The following is a 24,642-nucleotide window of genomic DNA, read 5'->3' as shown; positions in this document are numbered from 1 at the left end:
TTGGGGCTTTTTTTTGAGGTTCTGAGATGCTGAGCTTCTAAGGAGCTAAGTTTTTTCGGTTATTTTTTTAGAAGCAGAAATTCCTCGTTTTCAGAAGACGTGACATTCCTGCCATCCGCTATATCTTTTCCCTGCTAAAGAAGCAAGAAAAAGGATGCCGCTTCTGTCAGGGCTAGCAAGAAAATATCTTTTTTATAAGATTCTAACAAGTCTTCTTTCAATGGCACCTTTGCGAACTCTTTTGAAGCTTCAGTTAACAGAGGATGCTTCATTTTCTTAGCGATCTTTGCGTAAACCTTCGTGAACTTTGCGGTTAAATCTCGACCATTAAGTAATTATCTAATTATCCAATTGCCACATTCCCTAATTAAGTTTACTTTTGCCAAATGATAAAATGGATAATAAAACTGTTTTCATCAACATCGAAAGAAGAGAACATAGAAGATAATATGAAGAAATATTTAATAGTAGGTTTAGGTAACATCGGAGCCGAATACGTAAACACCAGACACAATATCGGATTTAAAGTGCTTGATTTTTTTGCCAAAAAAGAAGGGCTTACATTTGAAACTGTAAAACTAGGCTCATTGGCTGAGTATAAATTTAAAGGAAGAACCTTTTTTCTTTTGAAACCAAACACTTACATGAATTTAAGCGGTAAGGCGGTAAAATATTGGATGGACAAAGAAAATATACCATTAGAGAATATTTTGGTCATTACAGACGATTTAAATCTGTCATTTGGTACAATTAGAATCAAACCAAAAGGAAGCGACGGTGGTCATAACGGACTTAAAAATATTAATCTGGTTTTAAATACACAAAATTATACACGCTACAGATTTGGTATAAGTGATGAATTTAAAAAAGGACAACAAGTAGATTATGTTTTAGGAGAATGGACTGCTGAAGAAGAAGTAAAACTTCCAGAGCGTTTAGAAACTTCAGCAGAAATAATTAGAACTTTTGGGACAGCTGGTTTAGAAAATACAATGACAACTTTTAATGGAAAATAAAGATTTTCAGTTGTTTATATTGTAAAAATGTAAATTATCAATGAATTTAATTCAATTATAACGAAATAGTATTTTCAATTCCAAAGTTAAATGTCTAAATTTGGGATAAATTATTTATAAACCATAAAAATCATAATACCATGGCTTTTGAATTACCACAATTACCATATGCATACGATGCATTAGAACCACATATTGATGCGCGTACAATGGAAATCCATCATACAAAGCATCACAATGCATATACTACAAATCTTAATGCAGCTATTGCTGGAACAGATTTAGAAGGAAAAACTATCGAAAACATCTTAATTAACTTAGATAAATCTAACGCTGCAGTTCGTAACAATGGTGGAGGTTTCTACAACCACAATTTATTCTGGACTGTAATGTCTCCAAACGGAGGAGGATTACCAACTGGTGATTTATTAGCAGCGATTGAAGCTTCTTTCGGATCTTTCGAAGAATTTAAAGCAAAATTTGCTAAAGCTGGTGCAACACAATTTGGTTCTGGATGGGCTTGGTTAACAGTTCAAAAAGGAGGAAAATTAGAAGTTGTAGGTACTCCAAATCAAGATAATCCATTAATGCCAGAAGTTGCTGGTAACGGTGGAACTCCAATCCTAGGAATGGATGTTTGGGAGCACGCTTACTACTTAAACTACCAAAATAGAAGACCAGATTATATTGAAGCTTTCTTCAGTGTAATTAACTGGACAGAAGTTGCTAGAAGATTTGCTTTAGATAAATAAGAAAATAGAGCATAGAATATAGAAAAAAGACGAGCCATAGGTTCGTCTTTTTTTATGCTCATTTTTTAAAAGTCTTTATTCTATGTTCAATTTTCTTTTTTCTAGAGAAAAGAAAATAAAAAAGGCGAAACTTCTTCCGCCTTTTTTGCCCCAAATCTACCATAAACTTAACCTACTAATGTTATGGTTCTGCAAAGGTATGGTAGATAAATTTTTGAACGAAACTTTTCAGATAAAAAGCAACTATATCCGATGAAAGACCCCAAAAGTCTGTTTTTAAAATTTTCTAGATTTATTTCAATAAAAAAGGCGGAATTTCTTCCACCTTTTTTGCCCCAAATCTACCATAAACTAACCTACTAATGTTATGGTTCAGTAAATGTATGGCAGTAATTTTTATAAAGAAAAATTTTTAGATGAAAAGCAATTATATTCGATGAAAAGTGCTTAATGATTTGTTTTTCAGTGTTTTATGTTGGTAAAATAAAAAAGGCGGAAGTTACTCCGCCTTTTTTGCCCCAAATCTACCATAAACTAACCTACTAATGTTATGGTGTAGTAAATGTATGGCAGTTATTCTTGTGAAGAAAAATTTTTAGATGAAAGGTAAGTAAATCCGATAAAGAGATATAATCGGTTGTTTATAAATAAGTTGAGTTTATTCCAATAAAAAAGGTGGAATTTCTTCCACCCTTTTTGCCCCAAATCTACCATAAACTTAACCTACTAATGTTATGGTATCTCAAAAGTATTATAGCTTTTCAATTTCACCAAAGAAATAGGATGAACGGCAAAAAAAACCGATGAAATGCACAATTTAACCTTTTGTTAGTATTTTATTAATAAGCTCGAGCGTCTTTTCCTTCGTAAAAATTCATAAAAGCACGATTTACGACTCGATTTCCACCAGGAGTTGGGTAGTCTCCTGTAAAATACCAGTCACCTAAATTTTTAGGACATGCTTTATGTAAATCGTCTACTGTTTGGAAGATGATTTTTACTTCAGCATTAATTTCTGGTGAGCTTAACATTTCTGCAATTTTATCTGAAATTTCTTCATCTGTAAATTGGCTATAAATTTCTGTTACATAATTTACAACATCTTTATCTGCGAAATTTTCTTGTGCTTTACATTTAGCGTAAACTTCGTCTACAATATGGTATTGGTTTCTTTCTTTTAATAAAGCAAGTGCTGCTCTAAAAGCAACCAAACCTTCTAGTTTTGCCATATCGATTCCGTAACAGTCAGGGTAGCGAATTTGTGGTGCAGATGAAACAATTACAATACGTTTTGGTTTCAAGCGATCCATCATTTTAATGATACTCATTTTCAGTGTAGTACCACGAACAATACTATCGTCAATAATTACCAAGTTGTCTTCTGGTTTGATTACGCCATAAGTAACATCGTAAACGTGAGCTACCAAATCATCACGGCTGCTATCTTCAGTAATAAAAGTTCTAAGTTTAGCATCTTTAATAGCAACTTTCTCTGTACGTATTTTTACAGATAAAAGTTCCTGAAGCGTTTCTGTTGTTAATGTATTTCTGTTTTCTAGAATATAATTGTTTTTTCTCTGATTTAAGAAATCCTGAGCTGCTTCAACTAAACCATAAAAAGAAGTTTCGGCTGTATTTGGAATATAAGAGAAAACAGTGTTGTCTGTATCGCTGTCAATTGCTTTAAGAACAGCAGGTAAAATTAATTTCCCTAAATCTTTACGTTCTTGGTAGATTTCAGCATCACTTCCTCTTGAGAAATAAATTCTTTCAAAAGAACAAGCTTTTTTAACGGTTGGTTCTAAGATTTGATTCATAGAAACTTTTCCGTTTTTCTTGATAATCAACGCGTTTCCTGGGTCGATTTCCTGAACGCTTTCAAAAGGAACATTGAATACGGTTTGAATAACTGGTCTTTCAGAAGCTACAACCACAACTTCGTCATCTTGATAAAAATAAGCTGGACGAATTCCGGCTGGATCTCTAAAAACAAACGCATCACCGTGACCTAATAAACCAGCCATAGCATAACCTCCGTCTAAATTTTTAGCTGAACGAGCCAATATTTTAGCAATATCCAAACGTTCTGCAATTACTGGAGAAGCATCTCTTTTTGAGTAACCTTCGGCTTTACAGTCTTGGTACAATTGCATTACTTCTTTGTCTAAGAAGTGACCAATTTTTTCCATTACAGTAACAGTATCAGCCATTTCTTTTGGATGCTGTCCTAATTCAACTAGATTTTCGAAAAGCTCTTTAACATTGGTCATGTTGAAGTTTCCAGCCAAAATCAAGTTACGGTGCATCCAGTTGCTCTGACGTAAAAATGGGTGAACACTTTCAATACTGTTTTTTCCAAAAGTTCCGTAACGAACATGACCTAAAAATAATTCTCCAATATAAGGAATGTTTGCTTTTAGTTCCTTCATGTCATCGCCAAGTTCTGGATGTGCTTTTAGCTCTTCACTGATTCTTTCATTGATTTGTTTAAAAACATCTTGTATTGGCTGTGAGTGATTCGAGCGAACTCTGCTAATGTAGCGTTGCCCTGGATCAACATCAAACTTAATACTTGCAAAACCAGCGCCGTCTTGTCCGCGGTTGTGCTGTTTTTCCATCATTAAATACATCTTCTGGATTCCGTAGAAAGCAGTTCCGTATTTTTCTTTATAATATTCAAGCGGTTTTAGTAGTCTAACTAAGGCTATACCACATTCGTGTTTTAAAGCGTCGCTCATTGTTTTTTGTTATTTGTGTGTTGTTGTAAGTTGTGTGTATTCGTAATAAAAAAGCCCCGTTTTATCGAGGCTCTTAGGCATTATATTTCTATGTCAAACTGAGTTAACGACTTAAATTGCTGTAATCGAATCGCTACTTCGGCTTTGCTTAATGATTCCATCCTTTCAGTTCCAAATTTTTCTACGCAGAACGAAGCTAAATTTGAACCGTAAATAATTGCATTCTTCATGTTGTTGAATGAAATGTTTTCGCTCTGTGCAATAAATCCAGAGAAACCACCTGCGAAAGTGTCTCCAGCTCCTGTTGGATCAAAAACATCTTCTAATGGTAATGCTGGTGCAAAGAAAACTTCTCTATTGTGGAATAAAAGTGCTCCGTGTTCTCCTTTTTTGATCACCACATATTTTGGTCCCATATCTTGGATTTTAGAAGCTGCTTTTACTAATGAATATTCGCCAGAAAGCTGTCTAGCTTCTTCGTCATTGATTGTAATAACATCTACACGTTTAATAACGTCTAATAACTCTGGAAGAGCGCAGTCCATCCAAAAGTTCATAGTGTCTAAAACTACTAATTTTGGTTTTTTCTGCATTTGATCTAAAACACTGCTTTGTACTAACGGATGTAAGTTTCCTAACATCACAACATCAGCATCTTTGTAGTTTTGAGGAACTTTTGGCTGAAAATCAGCTAAAACGTTCAACTCAGTTACAAGAGTGTCTCTAGAATTCAAATCGTTGTGGTATAAACCGCTCCAGAAAAAAGTCTTTCCGCCTTTTACAATTTCGATACCAGAGATATCAATATTTTTTGAAGTTAAAAGATCTAAATGTTCTTGAGGGAAATCGTCGCCAACTACAGAAACAATGGCCGATTGCAAGTTAAAAAATGATGCCGATAATCCGATGTAGGTTGCAGCACCACCTAATATTTTATCTGTTTTTCCGAAAGGAGTTTCAATCGCGTCGAAAGCAACTGTTCCAACAATCAATAGTTTATTCATTTTATGAATTTCGAATTAGGGTGCAAAGATACTTCATAAGTTACAATCTTGCAACGGTTTAGGGTCTCAAAATTTTCTTAAAAAAATGACATCGATTTCGGAGTGAAAATACTGTAAATGAATTGGTTAAAAACTGTTTTTAATGAAGCTTAAAATAGATTTTTCAGAATTAATCTGCAAGTTTTTCGAAAATAATTGCGAATATTTTACAGGTTATTCTTCTAGCTGAGTTTTTTGAATAACGTATATTTTTGTTTTCCATTTAGCCCCAATAATTATTGAAATAATTTTCAGCAATATCTAACGTATATTGTTTTGTATCTTCAGCTTTTTTTCTTCCCACTTTTTATTAAACTTTTCTAAAGACATTGTTTTGGATTTTTCGGCATTTTCGATCCACTTAACAAAATCTTCTTTGGATAAATCGCTTTCAATTTGATCAACTTCGTTTTCGAAATCAATCGATACTTTCAGTGATTTCCCAACATAGTTTTTTGGAATTTCAAATGAAAGATTGACAATTTTATCCTTTGGAGTAATGATTTTTTGTATCATTTTTTTATAATTGCTTTAGTTTGCCTATATTTTTAATCCAATTGATAGCATCGTTCATAGGCTCTTCAGAGTTTGAAAAAGCGGTATTGTGTCCCAGATTTGGAAACAATTTATATTCATATTGTTTTCCTGTAGATTTTAATTTATCAAGATATTCGATGGATAAATTCGCAGGAACTTGAATATCCTTACCTCCAAAAATCCAAATTCCTGGGATAGATAATTTAGAAAGTACATCAATAGGATTTGTATCAATAAACTCATATTTGTCTGGATCATTGAATACATGTTTTCTTGCTTCTTCTTCAGAGTGCGTATTCCAAAAATTTTGATCTCCATTAGTATAAAATTGGAATCTTAGTTGTTCTTTAACCGTTATAAGAGCTCCGCTAAATATGGTCATAAATTTAACTTTCTTGTTTTTCTCTGCAGCTAACGGAATAATCCATCCAGCTTGACTGCCACCTATTAAACCGATTGATGATTTATTGTTTGATAAATGTTGGGCTAAAGTATTTACGGCAGCACTTGCGTCTAAAGACAAAAGGGTTAGATTGGCAAAATCAACATTATTTGTTCCTACTTCAGGTCCCGCGTACACGCCACCTGATTCTCCAACTCCACGTTTATCATACGTTAAAACTGCAATACCATTGTTGGCTAGAGTTGTTGCAAATTCTACCATTCTTTTTTCTTGCCCAGATCCGTGAACAATTACAACTGCTGCTTGTATGTTGTTAGGTGTAAAAATAGTTCCAGCGAGCGAAATCCCTTCGCTAACAAATTTTACTTCTTTAGTTGTAAAGTTTGATGGAGCTGCTGATGCGTAACTAGTAATAAACAATAAAAACAAGATATAATATGTGTATGTCTGTTTTAATTTTAAAATGTGTTTAAAAATTGTCGGTTTATTTCTCATTTTATAATTCATATTTCTTATCAAAATAATTTTTCAAAATCCCAACCTGAACCAAGATCATGATTGGAACGATCAAAATGGCGTACATTGTATTTTTAGAAAAATGAATTCCTGAAAAAGTGTTCGAAATTTTATCAGAATATAATTCCCCAACTTTATCTATTTCCAGATTACTTTCTGCTGATGAGAATAGAGAGATATAAATAATCAAAGCGATTACAGCAGCTCCCATAAGCATCCAAACGGTTTTAGAAATTAAAGGCTTGTAAGTTTTAAGTTTTTTATCTTCTAAAACCTGAACTTCTGCCATAATTTTAGAAGTAAAATCTATTGATGGTGATTGCAGTTTGTCTTCAGCCATCATTTTCTCAATAAGTTGTTCTATATTTTTATCGCTCTCTTTCATAACATTCTATTATTTCTGGTTCTAACTGCTGTCTCAAAATTACGGCTAATTTTTGTCGACACCTAAACAGTTTTACTTTAGCATTGTTAGCCGATATATTCATTATTTTTCCAATCTCTTCTAAATTCTGATCGTCAAAATAAAATAAAGTCAAAAGGAAATTTTCATCATTGGGCAATAAATTTAAGCATTTCTGAATGGTTTGCTTTCGTTCTTTCTCTTCTAAAGCACTTAATGCATTATCCATTGTTTTGATCAAATGAGAAGAGAAATCATCTATAGAAATATTCAAATCGTCTTTCTTGTTTTTCTTTAATCGATCTAAACAGGTATTGTAAGCAATTTTATAAATCCAGGTCGAGAATTTAGAATCGCCTTTAAATTTGTTTAGTGAATTGTAAATCTTAATAAATGTATCTTGAGCAACTTCTTCGGCTTCTTCCCGGTTTTTCACCATTTTAAGGGCCAAAGTAAAGATCATATCTTTATAACGATCCACAAGAACAGCAAACGAATTGGTTTCGCCCTGCAGGATTTTATCGATATAATGTTGATCAGTTAATGTGCTCATATTATATAGGACGACAGAATGTTAATTTAGGTTACAAGAAATTTGAAAATAAATTCCAAAAAGCAAATCTCAAATTCCAATCCAATAACTATCAGAGTTAAAATTCAAATTATACTTATTATATAATAGTATAAGCTTTGACAAAGTTTCTCAGAATCAAAATTAATTGATAATCAGTTAGTTTTGGAATTTTGAATTTAAAATTTGAAATTTTTCACCAAAAGTTGTAACCTCAATTTAAAAGCCTTCGTCATATGGAATATATCAATCAATTAAATACATAAAATATCATGGACGAAAAAATTTTAATTCCAATCAGTCTTTTCTTAATGATCTTCGGGATTGTTTATTTAATTTACTCAACAAGAAACAGGGAGCGTTTGGCTCTTATAGAAAAAGGAGTAGATGCGAGTATTTTTTTACAAGGAAAGGGTAAAGGGGTTCCAGCATGGAAAATCTTTGTTGTTAATATTGCCTTTTTATTAATAGGAAGTGGTTTAGGTATTTTTATAGCCTTATTAATCACCACTTACACATCATTGAATGATGGAGCGGTTTATCCTTCAATCATATTCATAATGGCTGGAGTTGGATTATTAATAGGATTTGGAACGGCCAAAGATTTAGATAAGGTAGAAGAAGAAAAGTAAGAGAGTAAAAAAAACAAAAAGCGCATCATATTTGATGCGCTTTTTTTTATTCTTTAGATCCAATGGTTTCGTAGTAAACGTCAACCGAAAGTTTTGGTTGCATGGATGCCATAACGGCCAATTGATCACAGCGTTCGTTTTGCGGATGATTGTTATGGCCTTTGATCCATTTAAAATCGACTTGGTGTTTGCGGTAAACAATTAAAAAACGTTTCCATAAATCAGGATTTTTTTTGTCCTTGTAGCCTTTTTTCTCCCAACCAAAAACCCATTTTTTTTCAACAGAATCTACAACGTATTTAGAATCAGAAATGACCAATACTTTCATATTTGTTTTTTTTAGTTTTTCTAACCCGACAATAACAGCCAAAAGTTCCATCCTATTATTAGTAGTAAGGCGAAAACCTTCATAGAATTCTTTTTTATGAGGAGTGCCAACCAATTCCATTACCACGCCGTAACCACCATTTCCAGGATTTCCTTTTGCCGCGCCATCTGTATATATATGTACTTCGTGATTCATTTATTTATTTTAGATTGTAGATTTTAGATTGCAGATTTAATGCTTTGTCTAAAATTGGAATTTAAATTTTGGAATTTTCGTCAAGAATTCTGTGGATAATCTCTGGAAAATGTTTTTGTTCCAGCTCATGAATCTTCTCTGCAACCGTTTCAGGAGTGTCTTCGTCTGTTAAAGCCACATTAGCTTGGAAGATTATAGCGCCTTCGTCATAGTTTTCGTTAACATAATGGATAGAGATTCCAGTTTCTTTTTCTTTATTGTTTACAATTGCTCTGTGTATGTGCATTCCGTACATTCCTTTACCCCCGTAATTAGGTAAAAGTGCTGGATGAATATTGATTATTTTGTTCGGATATTGTTCAATTATGTTTTCTGGGAATTTCAATAAAAAACCAGCCAAGATTATCAAATCTGGGTCGATTTCTTGTACTTTTTGTAATACATTTCTCTCTAAAAGTTCATTTTTTGAGAAGATTTCGACTGGAATTTGATGATTTTTTGCTCTTTCAATCACTTTTGCCGAAGCATTATTTGTAAAGACCGAAACGACCTTTGCAATTTCAGTGTTCGAAAAATATTTTATAATGTTCTCTGCGTTAGTTCCTGATCCTGAGGCAAAAACAATAATTTTTTTCATAAAGTTGTGTGTTTTGAGAGTGCAAAAAACGGAATAAAAATCGAAAATAAATAGCTTTAAAAGACCTTTCTTGAAATTAATTTTATAAATTAGTGTCACATTTATAAACTAAATAGTTGTTTTAAAATAAAGTTTTTTATTTTTGCCAACAAATTAAATTCTAAAATTAAAGATTATGTCAGACATTGCATCAAGAGTAAAAGCGATTATCGTAGACAAATTAGGTGTTGACGAAAACGAAGTTGTAACAGAAGCAAGCTTCACTAATGATTTAGGAGCTGACTCATTAGACACTGTTGAGCTTATTATGGAATTCGAAAAAGAATTTGATATTCAAATTCCAGACGATCAAGCAGAAAACATTGCTACTGTTGGTCAAGCTATTTCTTATATCGAAGAAGCAAAAAAATAATAATACCACACCCGATTTCTAAAAGTCCCAATTTTTGAAATTCCATCCCGATAGCTATCGGGACCAATTTTTGGAATTTGATTTTTGAAATTTTTAAGAGTCGGGTGTTATTATTTTTTTAAAATTTAAATTTCGATTGATTTTCAATCAAAAAGATATATTTATATTGTAATTCCCATGGCTCTTAAATAACTATTAAGTTAAGAAAGCGTGGGTTTTATTTGTTTAAAGTACAAAATACATATTTATGGCATTAAGGCGAGTTGTTGTAACAGGATTAGGTGCACTTACTCCTATTGGGAATAATATCCAAGAATATTGGAATGCACTTGTGAATGGAGTTAGCGGAGCCGCTCCAATCACATATTATGATACCGAGAAACACAAAACGAAATTTGCCTGCGAAGTAAAAAACTTCAACATTGAAGATTACATGGATCGCAAGGAATCTCGTAGATTAGATAAATTTGCACAATATGCAATTGCTGCCAGTGATGAAGCTATTAAAGATGCTGGAATCACAAATGATAATGTAAACAAACAAAGAGTTGGTGTTATCTGGGGAGCAGGAATTGGAGGTTTAGAAACTTTCCAAGATGAAGTATTGTATTATGCAAAAGGGGATGGAACTCCAAAGTTCAATCCATTCTTTATTCCTAAAATGATTGCCGATATTGCTCCTGCGCATATCTCTATGCGTAACGGGTATATGGGACCAAATTATACTACGGTTTCTGCTTGTGCATCTTCTGCAAATGCATTAATCGACGCTTTCAACTACATCCGTTTAGGAATGTGTGATGTTATTGTTTCTGGTGGTTCTGAAGCCGCTGTTACAATTGCTGGTATGGGAGGATTTAGCTCAATGCACGCTTTATCTACAAGAAATGAAAGCCCAGAAACAGCTTCAAGACCTTTTGATGCAACCAGAGATGGTTTCGTTTTAGGAGAAGGAGCGGGAGCTTTGGTTCTTGAAGATTATGAACATGCTAAAGCGAGAGGTGCAAAAATCTACTGCGAAATTGGCGGTGGAGGTATGTCATCTGATGCTTACCATTTAACTGCGCCACATCCGGAAGGAATTGGAGTTATTGCAGTAATGGAAAATACATTGAGAGATGCTGGAATGACTCCAGATCAGGTTGACCATATCAATACTCACGGAACTTCTACTCCATTAGGAGACGTTGCTGAGTTAAAAGCGATTAGCAAAGTTTTTGGAGATCACGCTAAAAACATCAATATCAACTCTACAAAATCAATGACAGGACACTTATTGGGTGCGGCTGGAGCTATTGAAGCTATTGCTTCGATCTTGGCAATGCAACACGGGATTGTTCCTCCAACGATTAACCATACAGTTGTTGACGAAAACATTGATCCATCTTTAAACCTTACTCTAAACAAACCTCAAAAAAGAGAAGTAAATGTTGCTATGAGTAATACATTTGGTTTTGGCGGACACAATGCTTGCGTATTGTTTAAAAAATTAGCTGACTAATTTCTGTATATGAATATTATCAAAAAAATATTTTCTAAATCCCGTTCTCTAGAAGACGGGATTTTTTTTGACACTATTCAGAAAATTCTTGGTTTTCAGCCTTCTAGTATAGATTTTTACAGAAGAGCATTTACACATCGTTCGTCTAATAAATTAGATAAAAACGGGCATCCTATTAATTATGAGCGCTTAGAATTTTTAGGAGATGCGATGTTAAGTGCTGTTATTGCTGCGCATTTATTTAATAAAGCTCCAAATGGGGATGAGGGCTACTTAACTAAAATGCGTTCTAAAATTGTGAGCCGTGAACATTTGAACGAATTAGGTAAGGATTTAAATTTAGTACAGTTTGTAGAAAGCAAAGTGCCGATTCAGCATTTTGGAGAAAACATTCATGGTAATATTTTTGAATCTCTTATTGGTGCCATTTATTTAGATAAAGGCTATTCTTTTTGCGAGAAGTTTATCCAAAAAAGAGTAGTTACACCTTATGTCGATATTGCTCGACTAGAAGGAAAAGTTATAAGTTATAAAAGTTTGGTTATCGAATGGTGTCAGAAAGAAAAAAGAGTTTTTCATTATGACATTTTTGAAGATAACGGAATAGACGGTCAGCGTTTATTTGGTGTCAAATTGAGTATTGATGATAAAGTTGTTGCAAGAGCGAGAGCAACTTCAAAAAAGAAGGCAGAAGAAAAAGCATCACAGAGAGCTTATTTTGCGTTTCAAGAAAAAATTGACAAGAAATAGCTGCAAAAATGTTGTAACTCTCACAATGCTACATCGTTTTCGTTTATAATTTAACAAAACAAGCATGTCATAACTGTTGATGCTCCGTTTAGAAATAGTATATTTACAACTTGATTTTTCAAGACATGGCTATTCATAAATTGGATTTAGACGAATTTGACGAAATTGATTATTATTTAATGGCAATTCATACTTCATTAGAAGATTATAGATTGGCCTATTTTATCAATAAAATCCTTCCGATCAACTTAAGTAAGAGCAAAAACGAGATCCATGCTCAAACTAAGGAAGGTGAAGCAAATTTTTCCAGATTCTATTATTATGATGAAGAAAAAGCTGTTTCCTGGAATTTGATTCAGAATAAAAATGAAATCATTTCTGTGAGTACAAATGATTTCCAGAATTTGTTTTCTAATGAAACAAGTGAGGTTTCGACAACAATTCATTTACTTCCTGAATTTAAAAAAGTCGATTTTTTCCTGAAAATTGATAATAGCGAAGAGGCGCTTAATTTTTCAGAAATTCAACAAAAATTAAACACAATAGAAAGTATTGCGGCTATTTATGCCGTTGATACAGACAAAATAAAATCAAAAAACAATCTAATTTTTTAAAAAAAATGTTAACAAACAAGAAAACCAAAATTGTTGCTACACTTGGCCCCGCTTGTAGTACAAGAGAGATCATTAAAGATATGATCGATGCAGGTGTTAATGTGTTTAGAATCAATTTTTCGCATGCAGATTACGAAGGAGTAAAAGAAAAAATCGACATCATTAGAGGATTAAATGAAGAGTTTGGTTACACAACAGCAATCTTAGGAGATTTGCAAGGACCAAAACTAAGAGTTGGTGTAATGGAAGAAGGAACAGTAGTTCACGATGGAGACGAAATCACTTTCACTACAGCAGAAGATATTATCGGGAATGCAAAAAAAGCATTCATGAAATATCAAAATTTTCCAAATGATGTAAATGTTGGAGAGCGTATCTTGCTTGATGATGGTAAACTAATTTTTGAAATTGTTTCTACAGATAAAAAAACTGAGGTTGTTGCTAAAGTTATTCAAGGTGGAGAATTAAAATCTAAAAAAGGGGTTAATCTTCCAAATACAAAAATTTCTTTACCAGCTTTAACTGAAAAAGATATTGCAGATGCAATTTTTGCAATTGAGCAAAAAGTAGACTGGATCGCACTTTCATTTGTAAAAACGCCTCGCGATTTACAAGATTTACAAGAATTAATCGCTAAACATTCAGAAGTTAAAATTCCAATCATTGCTAAAATTGAAATGCCAGAAGCTCTTGAGAATATGGACAAAATTGTAGCATATTGCGATGGTTTAATGGTTGCTCGTGGAGATCTTGGTGTTGAGCTTCCTGCTCACGAAGTACCATTGGTACAAAAAGATTTAATTAGAAGAGCTAAAACGGCTAGAATTCCTGTTATCGTTGCTACACAAATGATGGAAACAATGATTACAAGTTTAACTCCAACTAGAGCAGAGGTAAACGACGTTGCTAACTCAGTAATGGACGGTGCAGATGCTGTAATGTTGTCTGGAGAAACTGCTACAGGAAATTACCCAGTACAAGTTATTCAAAGAATGGCACAAATTTGTGAGGCTGTTGAGAATTCGCCACTTATTCAGGTTCCTCAAAATACACCACAAATTAAAACGAAACGTTTTGTTACTAAAACAGTTTGCCACCAAGCAGCATTATTGGCTAACGAAATCCAAGCTAAAGCAATCTGTACTTTAACAAACAGTGGTTATACGGCTTTCCAAATTTCGGCTTGGAGACCATCTACAGCTCATATTTTAGTATTTACTTCAAACAGAAGAATCTTAACGCAATTGAATTTATTATGGGGAGTTAAATCTTTCTACTATGATAATGAAGAAAGTACAGATGATACTGTAACAGATGTAAATCAAATCGCAGTTGAAAAAGGTTATGCACAAAAAGGAGATTATTTAATCAACCTTGCTGCAATGCCAATTAAAGATAAAGGAATGGTTAACACGATGAGAGTTTCTGAAATCGAATAATCACTCAAATAAATTTTAAAAAAGCCGCTTAAAAAAATTTAAGCGGCTTTTTGTTTTTAATGCTTTTTTTATAAAAGTAAAATTACTTTCCCAATTTGATATTTTGTCTTTTCGTGGACATTTTACGCCTTAATTTTCTGATAATCTGATAAAATTTTAGGCTAAAAAAGAGATTTTTTTGTTTCATTTTGCTAAAAAATAAAAAAATATCCATAGAGAAAAGCACTTCAAACTATTTTTTGCTCTCTTTTTACTCTTTTATAACTAGAAACATAACTACTTAATTTTCTGACAGTTTGGTGTGTTTCATTTTATAAAATGAAACATTTTGGTTCAAATTCTCCAATTATCTTGTTTCATTTTATAAAATGAAACAAGCTCGTGCCAAATAAACACTATTGTTCGCTCTTTTATTAGTTAAATTTGAGATACTTAAGAAAAAGTTAAAAATATTTTGTTTCAGATTTTAAAATAAAACGAATTTGAAACACATCAAAAAGATGCAACCTCAAATCGAGAATATTTTTTTTGAAAGCTTATAATTTTTCCCATTTATTTTTTTGGATTTTCAAGCTCATATAAATAACAAGGTCATTAACGAATTTTTTTATCATGAAACAAATCAAATTAAAATGCGGATTTTCAAATGCCTTACAGGTATTTGTGTTACTATTTTTTTCTGGGGTTTCTATTATAGCGCAAAGCAAAAAGCCAAATATTTTGGTGCTTTGGGGTGATGATATTGGAACAACTAATATAAGTGCATATAGTGATGGACTTATGGGGTATACAACTCCTAATATAGACCGTTTAGCCAATGAAGGACTAAGATTTTTACATTATTATGGGGAACAAAGCTGTACTGCAGGACGTGCCGCTTTTTTAACAGGACAGCACGGTCTTCGTACTGGTCTTACAAAAGTGGGTTATCCTGGGGCGCCAATGGGAATGAGTCAGTTAGATCCTTCAATTGGAGGAATTATGAAAAGTCTTGGTTATGCAACCGGACAATTTGGTAAAAATCACGTTGGAGATCGTAATGAAAACTTGCCAACGGTGAATGGATTTGATGAGTTTTTCGGAAATCTGTATCACTTAAATGCAGAAGAAGAACCAGAATTGCCAGATTATCCTAAGGATCCAGAATATTTGAAAAAATTTGGGCCAAGAGGAGTATTAAAATGTACTGCTACAAATGTCGATGATGGTACAACAGATCCTCGTTTTGGAAGAGTAGGAAAACAAAAAATCGAAGATACTGGAGCACTTACTAAAAAAAGAATGGAAACTATCGACGATGAAACTTCTGCAGCAGCTATTGATTATATCAAGAGACAAAATGCTGCGGGCAAACCATTTTTCTGCTGGTTTAATGCTACTCGTATGCACCTTCGTACACACGTTAGAAAAGAACATAGAGGAAGATATACTCACGGAGACAGTGAATACATTGATGGTATGATTGAACACGATGAAACTATTGGAAGCATTCTAAAAGCATTAGATGATTTAGGAATTGCTGATAATACGATTGTGATCTATTCAACAGATAATGGACCTCATATGAATACATGGCCAGATGGAGCAATGACTCCATTCCGTTCAGAAAAAAATACCAACTGGGAAGGAGCTTTCCGTGTACCTTGTATTGTTCGTTGGCCAGGGCATATCAAACCAGGAACTATTACTAATGAATTAATGAGCCATAACGATTGGATTCCTACATTGGCTTCAATTGCAGGAGAACCAGATATCGTTAACAAACTACTGAAAGGTTATTCTGCAAATGGAAAAACCTATAAAGTTCATTTAGATGGTTATGACCAAAGTAGTTTTTTACTAGGAAAAACACCAAAAAGTGCTAGAGATAAATTCTTCTATACAGATGATGATGGTCTTTTAGTAGGGTTAAGAGAAGGTGATTATAAATATGTTTTTGCAGAACAGCGTCTAGCTGGAACACTTGGAGTTTGGGCAGAGCCATTTACTAAACTTCGTTTGCAAAAAATATTTAATCTATATCAAGATCCTTTTGAAAGAGCTGATTTTACCTCAAATACCTATTGGGATTGGGTTATGAATCACGTTCAAATGGTATATGGAGCAATATATGATGTAGGCGTATTTGCGGAAACATTTAAAGAATATCCTCCAAGATCAATACCGCCAAGTTTCTCTGCTTACACTATTATGGAAGAAGCGATGAAAGACATTAAAGCACAACAATATATTGAGAAAAATGTTCTTCCGAAGTTAAAAGATGAAGAGACAGCTCCAAAAAAGAAAAAGTAAATTATAGATAATTACAAGAAACAGGACTTTTTACGTCCTGTTTCTTTCACTTAATAGTATTTGTTATGCATAAAAAAATAGTATTAATTCCGATGCTTCTTGTTTTATTTATTTCGTGTAAAAAATCAGAAGAAAATACAGATGTTAAATCAAAAGAGAGTACAGCAACTACTGCAACAAGTGGTGATCCATTGCCAAGCTGGAACGACGGAGCTTTAAAAAGCGATATAATTGCTTATGTAGAAAAAGTAACAAAAGAAGGAAGTCCAGATTTTATTCCAGAAGAATATCGAATTGCGACTTTTGATAATGATGGAACTTTATGGGCTGAAAAACCTTATGTACAGGAACTTTTTGCTTTTTATAGAGTACAAAAAATGGTAGAAGCTAAGCCAGAATTAGCCCAAAAACAGCCTTTTAAAGCAGTAATAGAAAAAGACAAAACCTTTTTTGAAAAAGGAGGAGATAAAGCGCTTATAGAACTCGTTGCAGCAACTCATACCGGAATGACAGAAGATGAATTTGAAGCTTCAGTTAATGATTTCTTTAAAGGTGCAAAATATCCTGGTAAAAATGTTCCTGTGAAGCAAATACGCTATCAGCCGCAATTAGAACTGCTAAATTATTTACGCGCGAACGGATTTAAAACGTACATCGTAACTGGCGGAACAATAGAAGTAGTAAGAGCAATATCTCAGGATTTTTACGGAATTCCAAAAGATCAAGTAGTAGGAACTTCTTTCAAATATAAATACGATGCAGTTAAAAATGCGGTACAACGAGAAGCGGCTTTAGATCATTTTAATGATAAAGAAGGTAAGCCAGTTGGTATTCAATTGCACATTGGACAGCGACCTGTTTTTGCTTGCGGCAACGAAGGCGGTGCAGGAGATATTGCAATGCTAACTTATTCGCAGGGAAATAAATATCCATCTTTTCAATTGCTTGTAAATCATAACGATTCAATAAGAGAGTACAAGTATCAAGAAAAAGATAATGCTTCATTAAATGCAGCTGCGAAAAACAAATGGCATGTTGTGGATATGCAGAAAGACTGGAAAAAAGTTTTCGCAGAGTAAGAGAAAAAGTTGTTTGCAGATTACAGAGAATTAAAGAGTTGAAGTTTTTCTAATTAATAAAATTTAAGCCGTATGAAAAATTCTTTTCTAGCAATATTGCTGCTGTTTGTCACTTTTACAATTTCGGCTCAAGAAGAACCTGCAAAACCGGGAAACAGCGCACAGGAACTAGCCGATAAAATGGCAAACCCTGTAGCAAGTTTAATTAGTGTTCCGTTGCAAAACAATCTTACTTACGGAATTGGCGCTTATAATGGATCAAAATATCAGATCAATATACAGCCTGTTGTTCCGTTCAAGTTAAGTGAGAATCTAAACTTGATTACGCGTTATATTCTTCCAGTTGTAGATCAGCAGGATGTCACAGGAGAAAATACTCATGAGTTTGGTTTAAGTGATGCAACTGTAACAGCATTTTTTGCTCCTAAAACCAAAGGAATTATCTTGGGTGTTGGTCCTGCTTTTTTAGTGCCAACGGCTACAGAAAAACTTTTGGGAACAGAAAAATTTGGAATTGGTCCCAGCGTTTTAGTAATGCATCAAGGAAAAGGACTTTCTATAGGTTTTCTAGCCAATCAAATTTGGTCTGTTGCAGGTAATGCTGATCGAGCAGATTTCAATCAGTTCTACACGCAAATATTCTTAACGCACAGTTACAAAAGTGGAGCGAGTTTAGGAATCACTTCAGAAATTACTCAAAACTGGCAAGGCAATACAACCCTTATTACAGTTAGTCCGAACGTTGGCGCAATTACAAAATTAGGTGGCCAGACCATGCAATTTGCTGTTATGCCTTTAATTCCGGTTGTAGGCCATTCAAACATAAGACCAGATTGGGGATTACGAGCGGTGGTAGCATTTATATTTCCGCAGTAATTCTGCATAAGAGTTTTAGAAAAGATCATTTTAAATTCTAAGAAATGGAAGAAAAACCTTTTGATCCCATTGCATCAAAAACAGAACGTTATGAAAAAGGAGCTTCTATTAGAAAAAAAGTTCCTTTGGAAAAGCATCAGGAATGGAATTCTTTTAAGAATAGAAAAAATCCTGTAGACATTTTAATTCAAACCAGTGCGGGAAGAGTTGAAAGTCTGGTGCCAATTCGGTATAGCAGAATGATGGAATCGCCTTTTGCATTTTACAGAGGAGCTGCCGCGATTATGGCCGCCGATTTAGCTCATACTTCTGTATCGGGAATAAACCTGCAGCTTTGTGGTGATTGCCATTTGATGAATTTTGGCGGATTTGCAACTCCAGAACGTAAATTGGTTTTTGATATAAATGATTTTGACGAAACGTTTCCAGGACCTTGGGAATGGGATGTGAAACGTCTAGCAGCCAGTTTTGTTATTGCTGGAAGATGGCGAAAATTTTCTAATAAAAATTGTAAAGAATTTGCTTGGCATGTTACCGACAGTTACAAAAGGCATATGTTGGATTACAGCAAATTATCGGCGCTTCAAATTTGGTATGCAGATATTGATTTAGCAGAAATGATTGAATTGGGCCACGATAAAGAACTCAAAGAGTTTGACCAAAAGAGAATAAAAAAAGCATCAGAATATACCGCTCATGAAAAAGAGTTTGCAAAGATGACTTATTTTGACGGAGCCAGAGCACGAATAAAAGACGAACCGCCTTTGATTTTTCATCCAAGCGGAGATCTTGAAAAACAAGTTGCCAAAGAAGGCGAAATTATTCATAAAAGATATATAGAATCGCTTTCAGAAGAAAAGCAGATTTTGTTGAGCAGATATAAGATGCACGATATTGTTATAAAAGTGGTGGGCGTAGGAAGTGTTGGAACTCTTTGCGGAATTAGTCTGCTAATGTCTGCCACAGGAGAGCCTATTTTTTTACAATTTAAAGAAGCCAGAAAAAGCGTTCTAGAAGAACATGTAAAAATTAAAGGCAAATATGCCCATCAGGGCGAACGGATTGTGATGGGACAAAAACTAATGCAGTCTGCATCTGATATGTTTCTGGGTTGGACAAACGACAGTAAAGATCGATTCTTCTATATCAGACAGCTTAGAGATGCCAAAATAAAACCGGTTTTAGAGGTTATGAAACCTAAAAATATGGCAGATTATGCCAAAGCCTGTGGGTGGGCTCTTGCAAGAGCTCATGCACGTTCTGGAGATCCTTCTATGATTTCGGGCTATATTGGAAATACAGACGAATTTGCCGATGTCATTTCTGAATTTTCGGTTTTATATGCCAATCAAAACGAAGCGGATTATAATAAAATGCTGGAAGCCATAAAACACGGAAAACTGCCTATAGCTGCCGAAATTTAAGATGTAGCTATACAAGGTAAAGAGATCTGAAAAAAACTAAAAATCTTAGGAAAAATAAGCAAATGAAAACAAAGTAAGATTTTATTTATTTAATACTGTTAATTAAATAAAATGATTTATCTTTGAGAGTGATCTAAGTAATTGTTTAGTAAGTACTTGTGTGTTCGGGTAAATTACTTAGATGTTTCAGCCCCTTCGTTCAAGATTTTTATGATTTTAATACATTCGAGTTAAACTGATTTAATTATTAATTTAAATAAATACCACAACATGAATATTAAAAGAACAAGTCTTCGTATAATCCCAATTTTATTGTTGGGTTTGTTTTACAGCTGCTCTCCAACTGTAAAAGTTACAACTGATTATGATCATGCTGCTAACTTCAGCGAATACAAAACTTTTGCGGTTTATGACTTAAAAGCGCAGCAAGGCCAAATTAATCAGTTGAATGTTGATCGTGTTGCAAAAGCAATCCGAAACGAAATGCTCGCAAAAGGATTTACAGAATCCAGCAATCCTGATTTAAAAGTCAATGCCGTTTCTATCCTAAAAAACAAAACATCGGTTAGTGCTAACACAGACTTTTACGGTTATGGCGGAATGTATCGTCCATACGGATATTGGGGCGGCGGAGCCATGATGGGCGGCGCCAATACAACATTTAATACTTACGATTATGTTGACGGTTCGTTGGTAATAGATATTGTATCTGCAAAAACAGATAAGCTGCTTTGGCAGGGAATTGGAAATGCCGAAATTGACAGCAGACCAGACAATCCAGAAGAATTTATCAATAGTTCTGTCCAAAAAATACTAGCTGGTTTCCCTCCGGGAGCAGTTAAAAAATAACTAGAAATGAAGATTTTGTACTTGCCAAACTTCGGCAAGTACAATTCTTTACCTTTCTACATACGCCCCCATCGTATTCTATTTTTAAGATTTTAAGAAAAACATTTCCCACCATTAAGCTTAAAAAAAATGATCGATATATTACTCTCCCTTTTCTTTTTTATAGCCACAATTGCAGGCCTGGCAACTTCAATTATGGTTTTGTTTTCCAAAAAAAACTATTCAAAAAGTTTCTTTTTAGGAATGTTTCTACTGAGTTTGGCGGTAGTAAGTATCTACAATTTTTATTTGTCGGCCAATTTATTTAAAAATTTCCCAGATCTATTTACTATTACAAAAGCGTTTATATTTTTAACTGCTCCATGCTCTTTTTTGTACGTTAGAAATATTTTATCATTAAATAAAAGTTTTAGAAAATACGATTGGCTGCATTTTGTGCCTTTTGTTATTTATTTCTTTTTAACCCTAGTTGTTTACGTTGGAAGTTACACCAATATAAAAGCTGTCGATTACATTGCGAGATTAATCAAAAATCCATTTTCTGTTTTAACGCTGACGATTTGGCTTTTCTATGTCTTTTTTCAAACCATGTTGATTTTAAACTATGATCTGAAAAAATTTAAAGGAAACCAATTTCATCAAATTAAAGTAATTAACTGGATAAGAGTATATAATCTCATGATTTTGTTCTTATTTTCGGCGCTTTTTGTGCATCACTTTCTATTAAGAAAAGTAGACGCAACAGATCTTTCCTGTTATGTGCTAATTTCTTCTGTGCTGTTTTTTACAGTTGGCTGGCTGTATTTCAGACCGCAGATTTTTCATGATGAAGAAGAAACATTCGATTTTGTTGTCGACAATACTTTGGCAATAAAAACAAAGGAAACCAAGAATACAATTCCGATAACAAATGAACTGACGCTCGAAAAAAGAGAAGAATACCTTTTAAAACTAGAGCATGTTTTGGTTACTAAAAATCTATTCCTAAAAAAAGATTTTGTAATCAGAGATTTGTCTGACGAAACAGGAATATCAGTGCATCATCTGTCCAATTTGATTAATTCTGAATTCGGACTTCATTTTCAGGATTATGTAAATCTTAAAAGAATCGAATATTTTAAAGACAAAATAAACGATCCAGAGTGGAAAGATTTATCCTTAGAAGGCATGGCTTGGGGTTCTGGTTTTAAATCTCGAACCACTTGTTTTAGAGCATTTATAAAACACACCGGAAAATCTCCTTCAGAATACTTTAAAACCATCAGAATAAATCCTGACCGATCAGGAGCGTATTACTTTAAGTAAAGTTTTTTCTGGAAAAATAAGAAGTAACGGCTGTTACAGAGCCTTAATGCAAAATATTCCACCATGAAATTAGAAAATATTTATTCCAGAAAAAAAGCGAAGTTTACCTACGTAGTAATGCTTTTAATGGTTTCTGTTTATTGTAATGCACAATTAAAAGGCGGACATATTCTTGGCGCAATGGGACTCCAATCGGGAACTCAGGCTCCAGAAAAAACCTTGAGCGTTTATATTCCAGCTTATATTTACACGGCAAATTGTCTGAGAAATGCCGACGGAGACAAAGTAGGCAATCCAGATCTTACCATGTTTATAACAGGCGTTGGAGCCAATTATGTAAGCGATTTCAAAATTTTGGGTGCCAATTACGGAGCTACAATTCTGTTGGCAGGCGCTTCCAATACGATTCAAGGAAGTTATATTGGTTCTAAAAGCGATTTTGCTTTTACAGATATGTACATACAGCCCGTTCAGTTGGGTTGGCACAATAAAAGAGCCGATTTTGTTTTCAGTTATCAAATGTATCTGCCAACAGGAAAATATGAAGTTGGCGGAAGCGACAACAGCGGTCTCGGAATGTTTATGAATGAGTTTTCGGCAGGAACAACTTTATATTTTAATGATAAAAAAACATTCCATTTTTCTGCTTTGGCCGCTTACGAAATCAACGGAAAAAAGAAAGATACCGATATTAAAACAGGAGATATTTTGAGTATTGAAGGCGGTTTAGGAAAAACATTTTATTGTATGAATGCCGAAAAAACGGCACCAAAAGGAATCTTGAATGCGGGATTAATTTATTATTTCCAATATAAAGTATCCGACGATAAAATTCCAGTTGGAAGTTTCTTATTGCTTGAGCCAGACAAAGATCATGTAAGTGCGCTTGGGGCCGAGGTCAATTATCTTCATATTGGTTGTATGACGCAAGCTGGTTTTAGATGGGTTTCAGAACTTGGCGCTGTAAATAGATTTCAAGGAAATACTTTCTTTATTACCCTTGCGCACGTGTTCAGTTTTAAGAAAAAATAATTGCTTAAGATTTTTTTGACGAAGTGAAAATTTAAATCTAAAACGATAAATATTCTATGAAAAACAAAAAAACAATTCACAAAAAAATCCTGTTTTTGCTTTGGATATTAGTATCGTTTAATGTTTTAAATGCACAGAAACATCATACCGTTATGAAAGATTCCTTAGACGGAGCTTTCGATTTAAGCGACTTTCTAATTTATGCCAACGGATTCATAGTCGTGCCAACCATTATTACAGAACCTGCTGTTGGAGGATTTGGAGGTGCAGTTGCGCCAATTTTCTTAAAAAAACGTGCACCTGTAATTGATGAAAATGGCAAAAAACGATTTATAAACCCAGACATTACAGGAGGAATCGGAATGTATACGGCCAATAAAAGCTGGCTGGCAGGAGCTTTCCGTTCGGCAACATTGGTAAAGCCCAAAATATTATACCGAGCTTTTGCAGCTTATGGCGACATGAATTTATCGTTTTATGCCAATAATCTGCCGAATCATAATGACGAAGAATTTAAACTCAATTTTAAGTCGACCATTTTCTACACACAATGGCTCAAACAATTTAATAATGCAAAATGGAGTGCAGGGCCGCAGTATTTATTTTTAAATTCCAAAATAAATCTGCCCGATTTAGATCTTCCGCCACCATTTGTAGACCCGAAAGATATTAAAAGCACCATAAGTCAGCTTGGAGCCGCGCTCCAGTTTGACGGACGTGACAACATATTTACGCCAGATAAAGGAATAAGAATCCAAACCGATTTTTTCTGGTCAGATAAAGCATTGGGGAGCGATTATCAGGCATGGCGTATCAATTTATCGGCAATTGGATATTATCCGTTGGCGAAAACCTTAATTGGCGGACTAAGGATTGAAGGAGAGCAGGCGTTGGGGAGTCCGCCTTTTTATTTAAAACCTGGAATCAATATGCGAGGTATTCCCGCAGCCAGATACATGGGAAACACCAGCATTGTTTCTGAACTTGAATTTAGATGGGATCTCTACCGAAGATGGAGCCTTATGGGCTACGGCGGTCTTGCAAGCGCTTTTAACGATTGGGATCAAGCCTTTGCCAAACCTGTAGTTTACAGCTACGGAACAGGTTTTAGATACCTTATTGCGAGAAAATTTAAACTTCGTATGGGGATCGATGTGGCTAAAGGAAACGAAGAATGGGCTTACTACATCGTTTTTGGAAGTAACTGGATGCGATAGCTAAAAAACAAAAAAACTTGTAAGAAGTTAATTTATAAATAATAAACTCAAAAAGCCTTAATACCATGTTATTGAGGCTTT

General features: G+C 34.0%; 24 protein-coding genes. 16 read left to right on the top strand and 8 right to left on the bottom strand.

What is annotated here, in order from left to right; translation table 11 throughout:
• The first annotated feature begins 386 nt into the window (after nt 1-386).
• Nucleotides 387-1,016 (top strand): aminoacyl-tRNA hydrolase, encoded by a 630-nt coding sequence (gene pth / locus ABXT06_RS01680; RefSeq protein ID WP_354589185.1) that lies wholly within the window; start codon nt 387-389, stop codon nt 1,014-1,016.
• Between the two features lie 140 nt (nt 1,017-1,156).
• Nucleotides 1,157-1,768, top strand: coding sequence for a superoxide dismutase (locus ABXT06_RS01675; protein ID WP_095930681.1), 612 nt, complete (start codon nt 1,157-1,159; stop codon nt 1,766-1,768).
• A gap of 839 nt (nt 1,769-2,607) precedes the next feature.
• Here ABXT06_RS01675 and ABXT06_RS01670 read toward each other — a convergent pair.
• The 6 genes from ABXT06_RS01670 to ABXT06_RS01645 form a co-directional block, all read right to left on the bottom strand.
• Entirely contained in the window at nt 2,608-4,506 is a 1,899-nt protein-coding gene (locus tag ABXT06_RS01670; RefSeq protein ID WP_354589184.1) for an amidophosphoribosyltransferase, read from the bottom strand.
• An 80-nt stretch (nt 4,507-4,586) separates the two neighbouring features.
• Complete coding sequence (locus ABXT06_RS01665) at nt 4,587-5,510, bottom strand: PfkB family carbohydrate kinase (protein ID WP_354589183.1); 924 nt, start codon at nt 5,508-5,510, stop codon at nt 4,587-4,589.
• Nucleotides 5,511-5,810: 300 nt separating this feature from the next.
• Nucleotides 5,811-6,065, bottom strand: coding sequence for a hypothetical protein (locus tag ABXT06_RS01660; RefSeq protein WP_354589182.1), 255 nt, complete (start codon nt 6,063-6,065; stop codon nt 5,811-5,813).
• A gap of 4 nt (nt 6,066-6,069) precedes the next feature.
• Complete coding sequence (locus ABXT06_RS01655) at nt 6,070-6,984, bottom strand: alpha/beta hydrolase family protein (RefSeq protein ID WP_354589181.1); 915 nt, start codon at nt 6,982-6,984, stop codon at nt 6,070-6,072.
• 1 nt (nt 6,985) lies between these two features.
• Nucleotides 6,986-7,390, bottom strand: a complete 405-nt coding sequence (locus tag ABXT06_RS01650; protein ID WP_354589180.1) for a hypothetical protein — start codon at nt 7,388-7,390, stop codon at nt 6,986-6,988.
• Nucleotides 7,374-7,961 (bottom strand): RNA polymerase sigma factor, encoded by a 588-nt coding sequence (locus tag ABXT06_RS01645; RefSeq protein WP_354589179.1) that lies wholly within the window; start codon nt 7,959-7,961, stop codon nt 7,374-7,376. The genes ABXT06_RS01650 and ABXT06_RS01645 overlap by 17 nt, the downstream gene beginning before the upstream one ends.
• Before the next feature lie 290 nt (nt 7,962-8,251).
• Between ABXT06_RS01645 and ABXT06_RS01640 the strand changes: the two genes are divergently transcribed.
• Nucleotides 8,252-8,611 carry a DUF6249 domain-containing protein gene (locus tag ABXT06_RS01640; protein ID WP_111368507.1) on the top strand — a complete coding sequence of 120 codons (360 nt, stop codon included), beginning with the start codon at nt 8,252-8,254 and terminating at the stop codon, nt 8,609-8,611.
• Nucleotides 8,612-8,657: 46 nt separating this feature from the next.
• On the opposite strand, the gene rnhA is transcribed toward ABXT06_RS01640, so the two are convergent.
• Both rnhA and purN read right to left on the bottom strand, forming a co-directional pair.
• Nucleotides 8,658-9,134, bottom strand: a complete 477-nt coding sequence (gene rnhA / locus ABXT06_RS01635; RefSeq protein WP_354589178.1) for a ribonuclease HI — start codon at nt 9,132-9,134, stop codon at nt 8,658-8,660.
• 61 nt (nt 9,135-9,195) lie between these two features.
• A complete protein-coding gene (gene purN, locus ABXT06_RS01630; protein ID WP_354589177.1) occupies nt 9,196-9,771 on the bottom strand; it encodes a phosphoribosylglycinamide formyltransferase in 576 nt (191 codons plus the stop codon).
• A gap of 175 nt (nt 9,772-9,946) precedes the next feature.
• Here purN and ABXT06_RS01625 point away from each other — a divergent pair, with 175 nt between their 5' ends.
• From ABXT06_RS01625 to ABXT06_RS01565, 13 genes are all read left to right on the top strand, one after another.
• A complete protein-coding gene (locus ABXT06_RS01625) occupies nt 9,947-10,183 on the top strand; it encodes an acyl carrier protein (RefSeq protein WP_007137004.1) in 237 nt (78 codons plus the stop codon).
• Between the two features lie 247 nt (nt 10,184-10,430).
• Nucleotides 10,431-11,684, top strand: a complete 1,254-nt coding sequence (gene fabF / locus ABXT06_RS01620; RefSeq protein WP_111368511.1) for a beta-ketoacyl-ACP synthase II — start codon at nt 10,431-10,433, stop codon at nt 11,682-11,684.
• Nucleotides 11,685-11,693: 9 nt separating this feature from the next.
• Nucleotides 11,694-12,434: a ribonuclease III gene (gene rnc / locus ABXT06_RS01615; RefSeq protein ID WP_354589176.1), complete on the top strand. Its 741-nt coding sequence runs from the start codon at nt 11,694-11,696 to the stop codon at nt 12,432-12,434.
• A gap of 125 nt (nt 12,435-12,559) precedes the next feature.
• Complete coding sequence (locus tag ABXT06_RS01610; RefSeq protein WP_095930692.1) at nt 12,560-13,048, top strand: IPExxxVDY family protein; 489 nt, start codon at nt 12,560-12,562, stop codon at nt 13,046-13,048.
• Nucleotides 13,049-13,053: 5 nt separating this feature from the next.
• Nucleotides 13,054-14,487, top strand: coding sequence for a pyruvate kinase (gene pyk, locus ABXT06_RS01605; protein WP_354589175.1), 1,434 nt, complete (start codon nt 13,054-13,056; stop codon nt 14,485-14,487).
• Nucleotides 14,488-15,099: 612 nt separating this feature from the next.
• Nucleotides 15,100-16,779, top strand: a complete 1,680-nt coding sequence (locus ABXT06_RS01600; protein WP_354589174.1) for an arylsulfatase — start codon at nt 15,100-15,102, stop codon at nt 16,777-16,779.
• A gap of 65 nt (nt 16,780-16,844) precedes the next feature.
• Nucleotides 16,845-17,858 carry an HAD family hydrolase gene (locus ABXT06_RS01595; RefSeq protein WP_354589173.1) on the top strand — a complete coding sequence of 338 codons (1,014 nt, stop codon included), beginning with the start codon at nt 16,845-16,847 and terminating at the stop codon, nt 17,856-17,858.
• Nucleotides 17,859-17,930: 72 nt separating this feature from the next.
• Nucleotides 17,931-18,734 (top strand): hypothetical protein, encoded by an 804-nt coding sequence (locus ABXT06_RS01590; protein ID WP_354589172.1) that lies wholly within the window; start codon nt 17,931-17,933, stop codon nt 18,732-18,734.
• Nucleotides 18,735-18,778: 44 nt separating this feature from the next.
• Nucleotides 18,779-20,158, top strand: coding sequence for a DUF2252 domain-containing protein (locus tag ABXT06_RS01585; protein ID WP_354589171.1), 1,380 nt, complete (start codon nt 18,779-18,781; stop codon nt 20,156-20,158).
• 270 nt (nt 20,159-20,428) lie between these two features.
• The gene (locus ABXT06_RS01580) at nt 20,429-21,007 is read left to right on the top strand and encodes a DUF4136 domain-containing protein (protein ID WP_354589170.1); all 579 of its coding nucleotides are present in this window, start codon (nt 20,429-20,431) and stop codon (nt 21,005-21,007) included.
• Nucleotides 21,008-21,136: 129 nt separating this feature from the next.
• Nucleotides 21,137-22,312, top strand: a complete 1,176-nt coding sequence (locus tag ABXT06_RS01575) for a helix-turn-helix domain-containing protein (RefSeq protein WP_354589169.1) — start codon at nt 21,137-21,139, stop codon at nt 22,310-22,312.
• 63 nt (nt 22,313-22,375) lie between these two features.
• Nucleotides 22,376-23,344, top strand: coding sequence for a SphA family protein (locus ABXT06_RS01570; RefSeq protein WP_354589168.1), 969 nt, complete (start codon nt 22,376-22,378; stop codon nt 23,342-23,344).
• A gap of 56 nt (nt 23,345-23,400) precedes the next feature.
• Nucleotides 23,401-24,561 (top strand): BamA/TamA family outer membrane protein, encoded by a 1,161-nt coding sequence (locus ABXT06_RS01565; RefSeq protein ID WP_354589167.1) that lies wholly within the window; start codon nt 23,401-23,403, stop codon nt 24,559-24,561.
• Nucleotides 24,562-24,642: the final 81 nt, after the last annotated feature.

The organism is Flavobacterium sp. UW10123 (assembly GCF_040538975.1).
Taxonomy (GTDB): domain Bacteria; phylum Bacteroidota; class Bacteroidia; order Flavobacteriales; family Flavobacteriaceae; genus Flavobacterium.
This window is presented reverse-complemented; position numbering and strand designations above follow the sequence as displayed.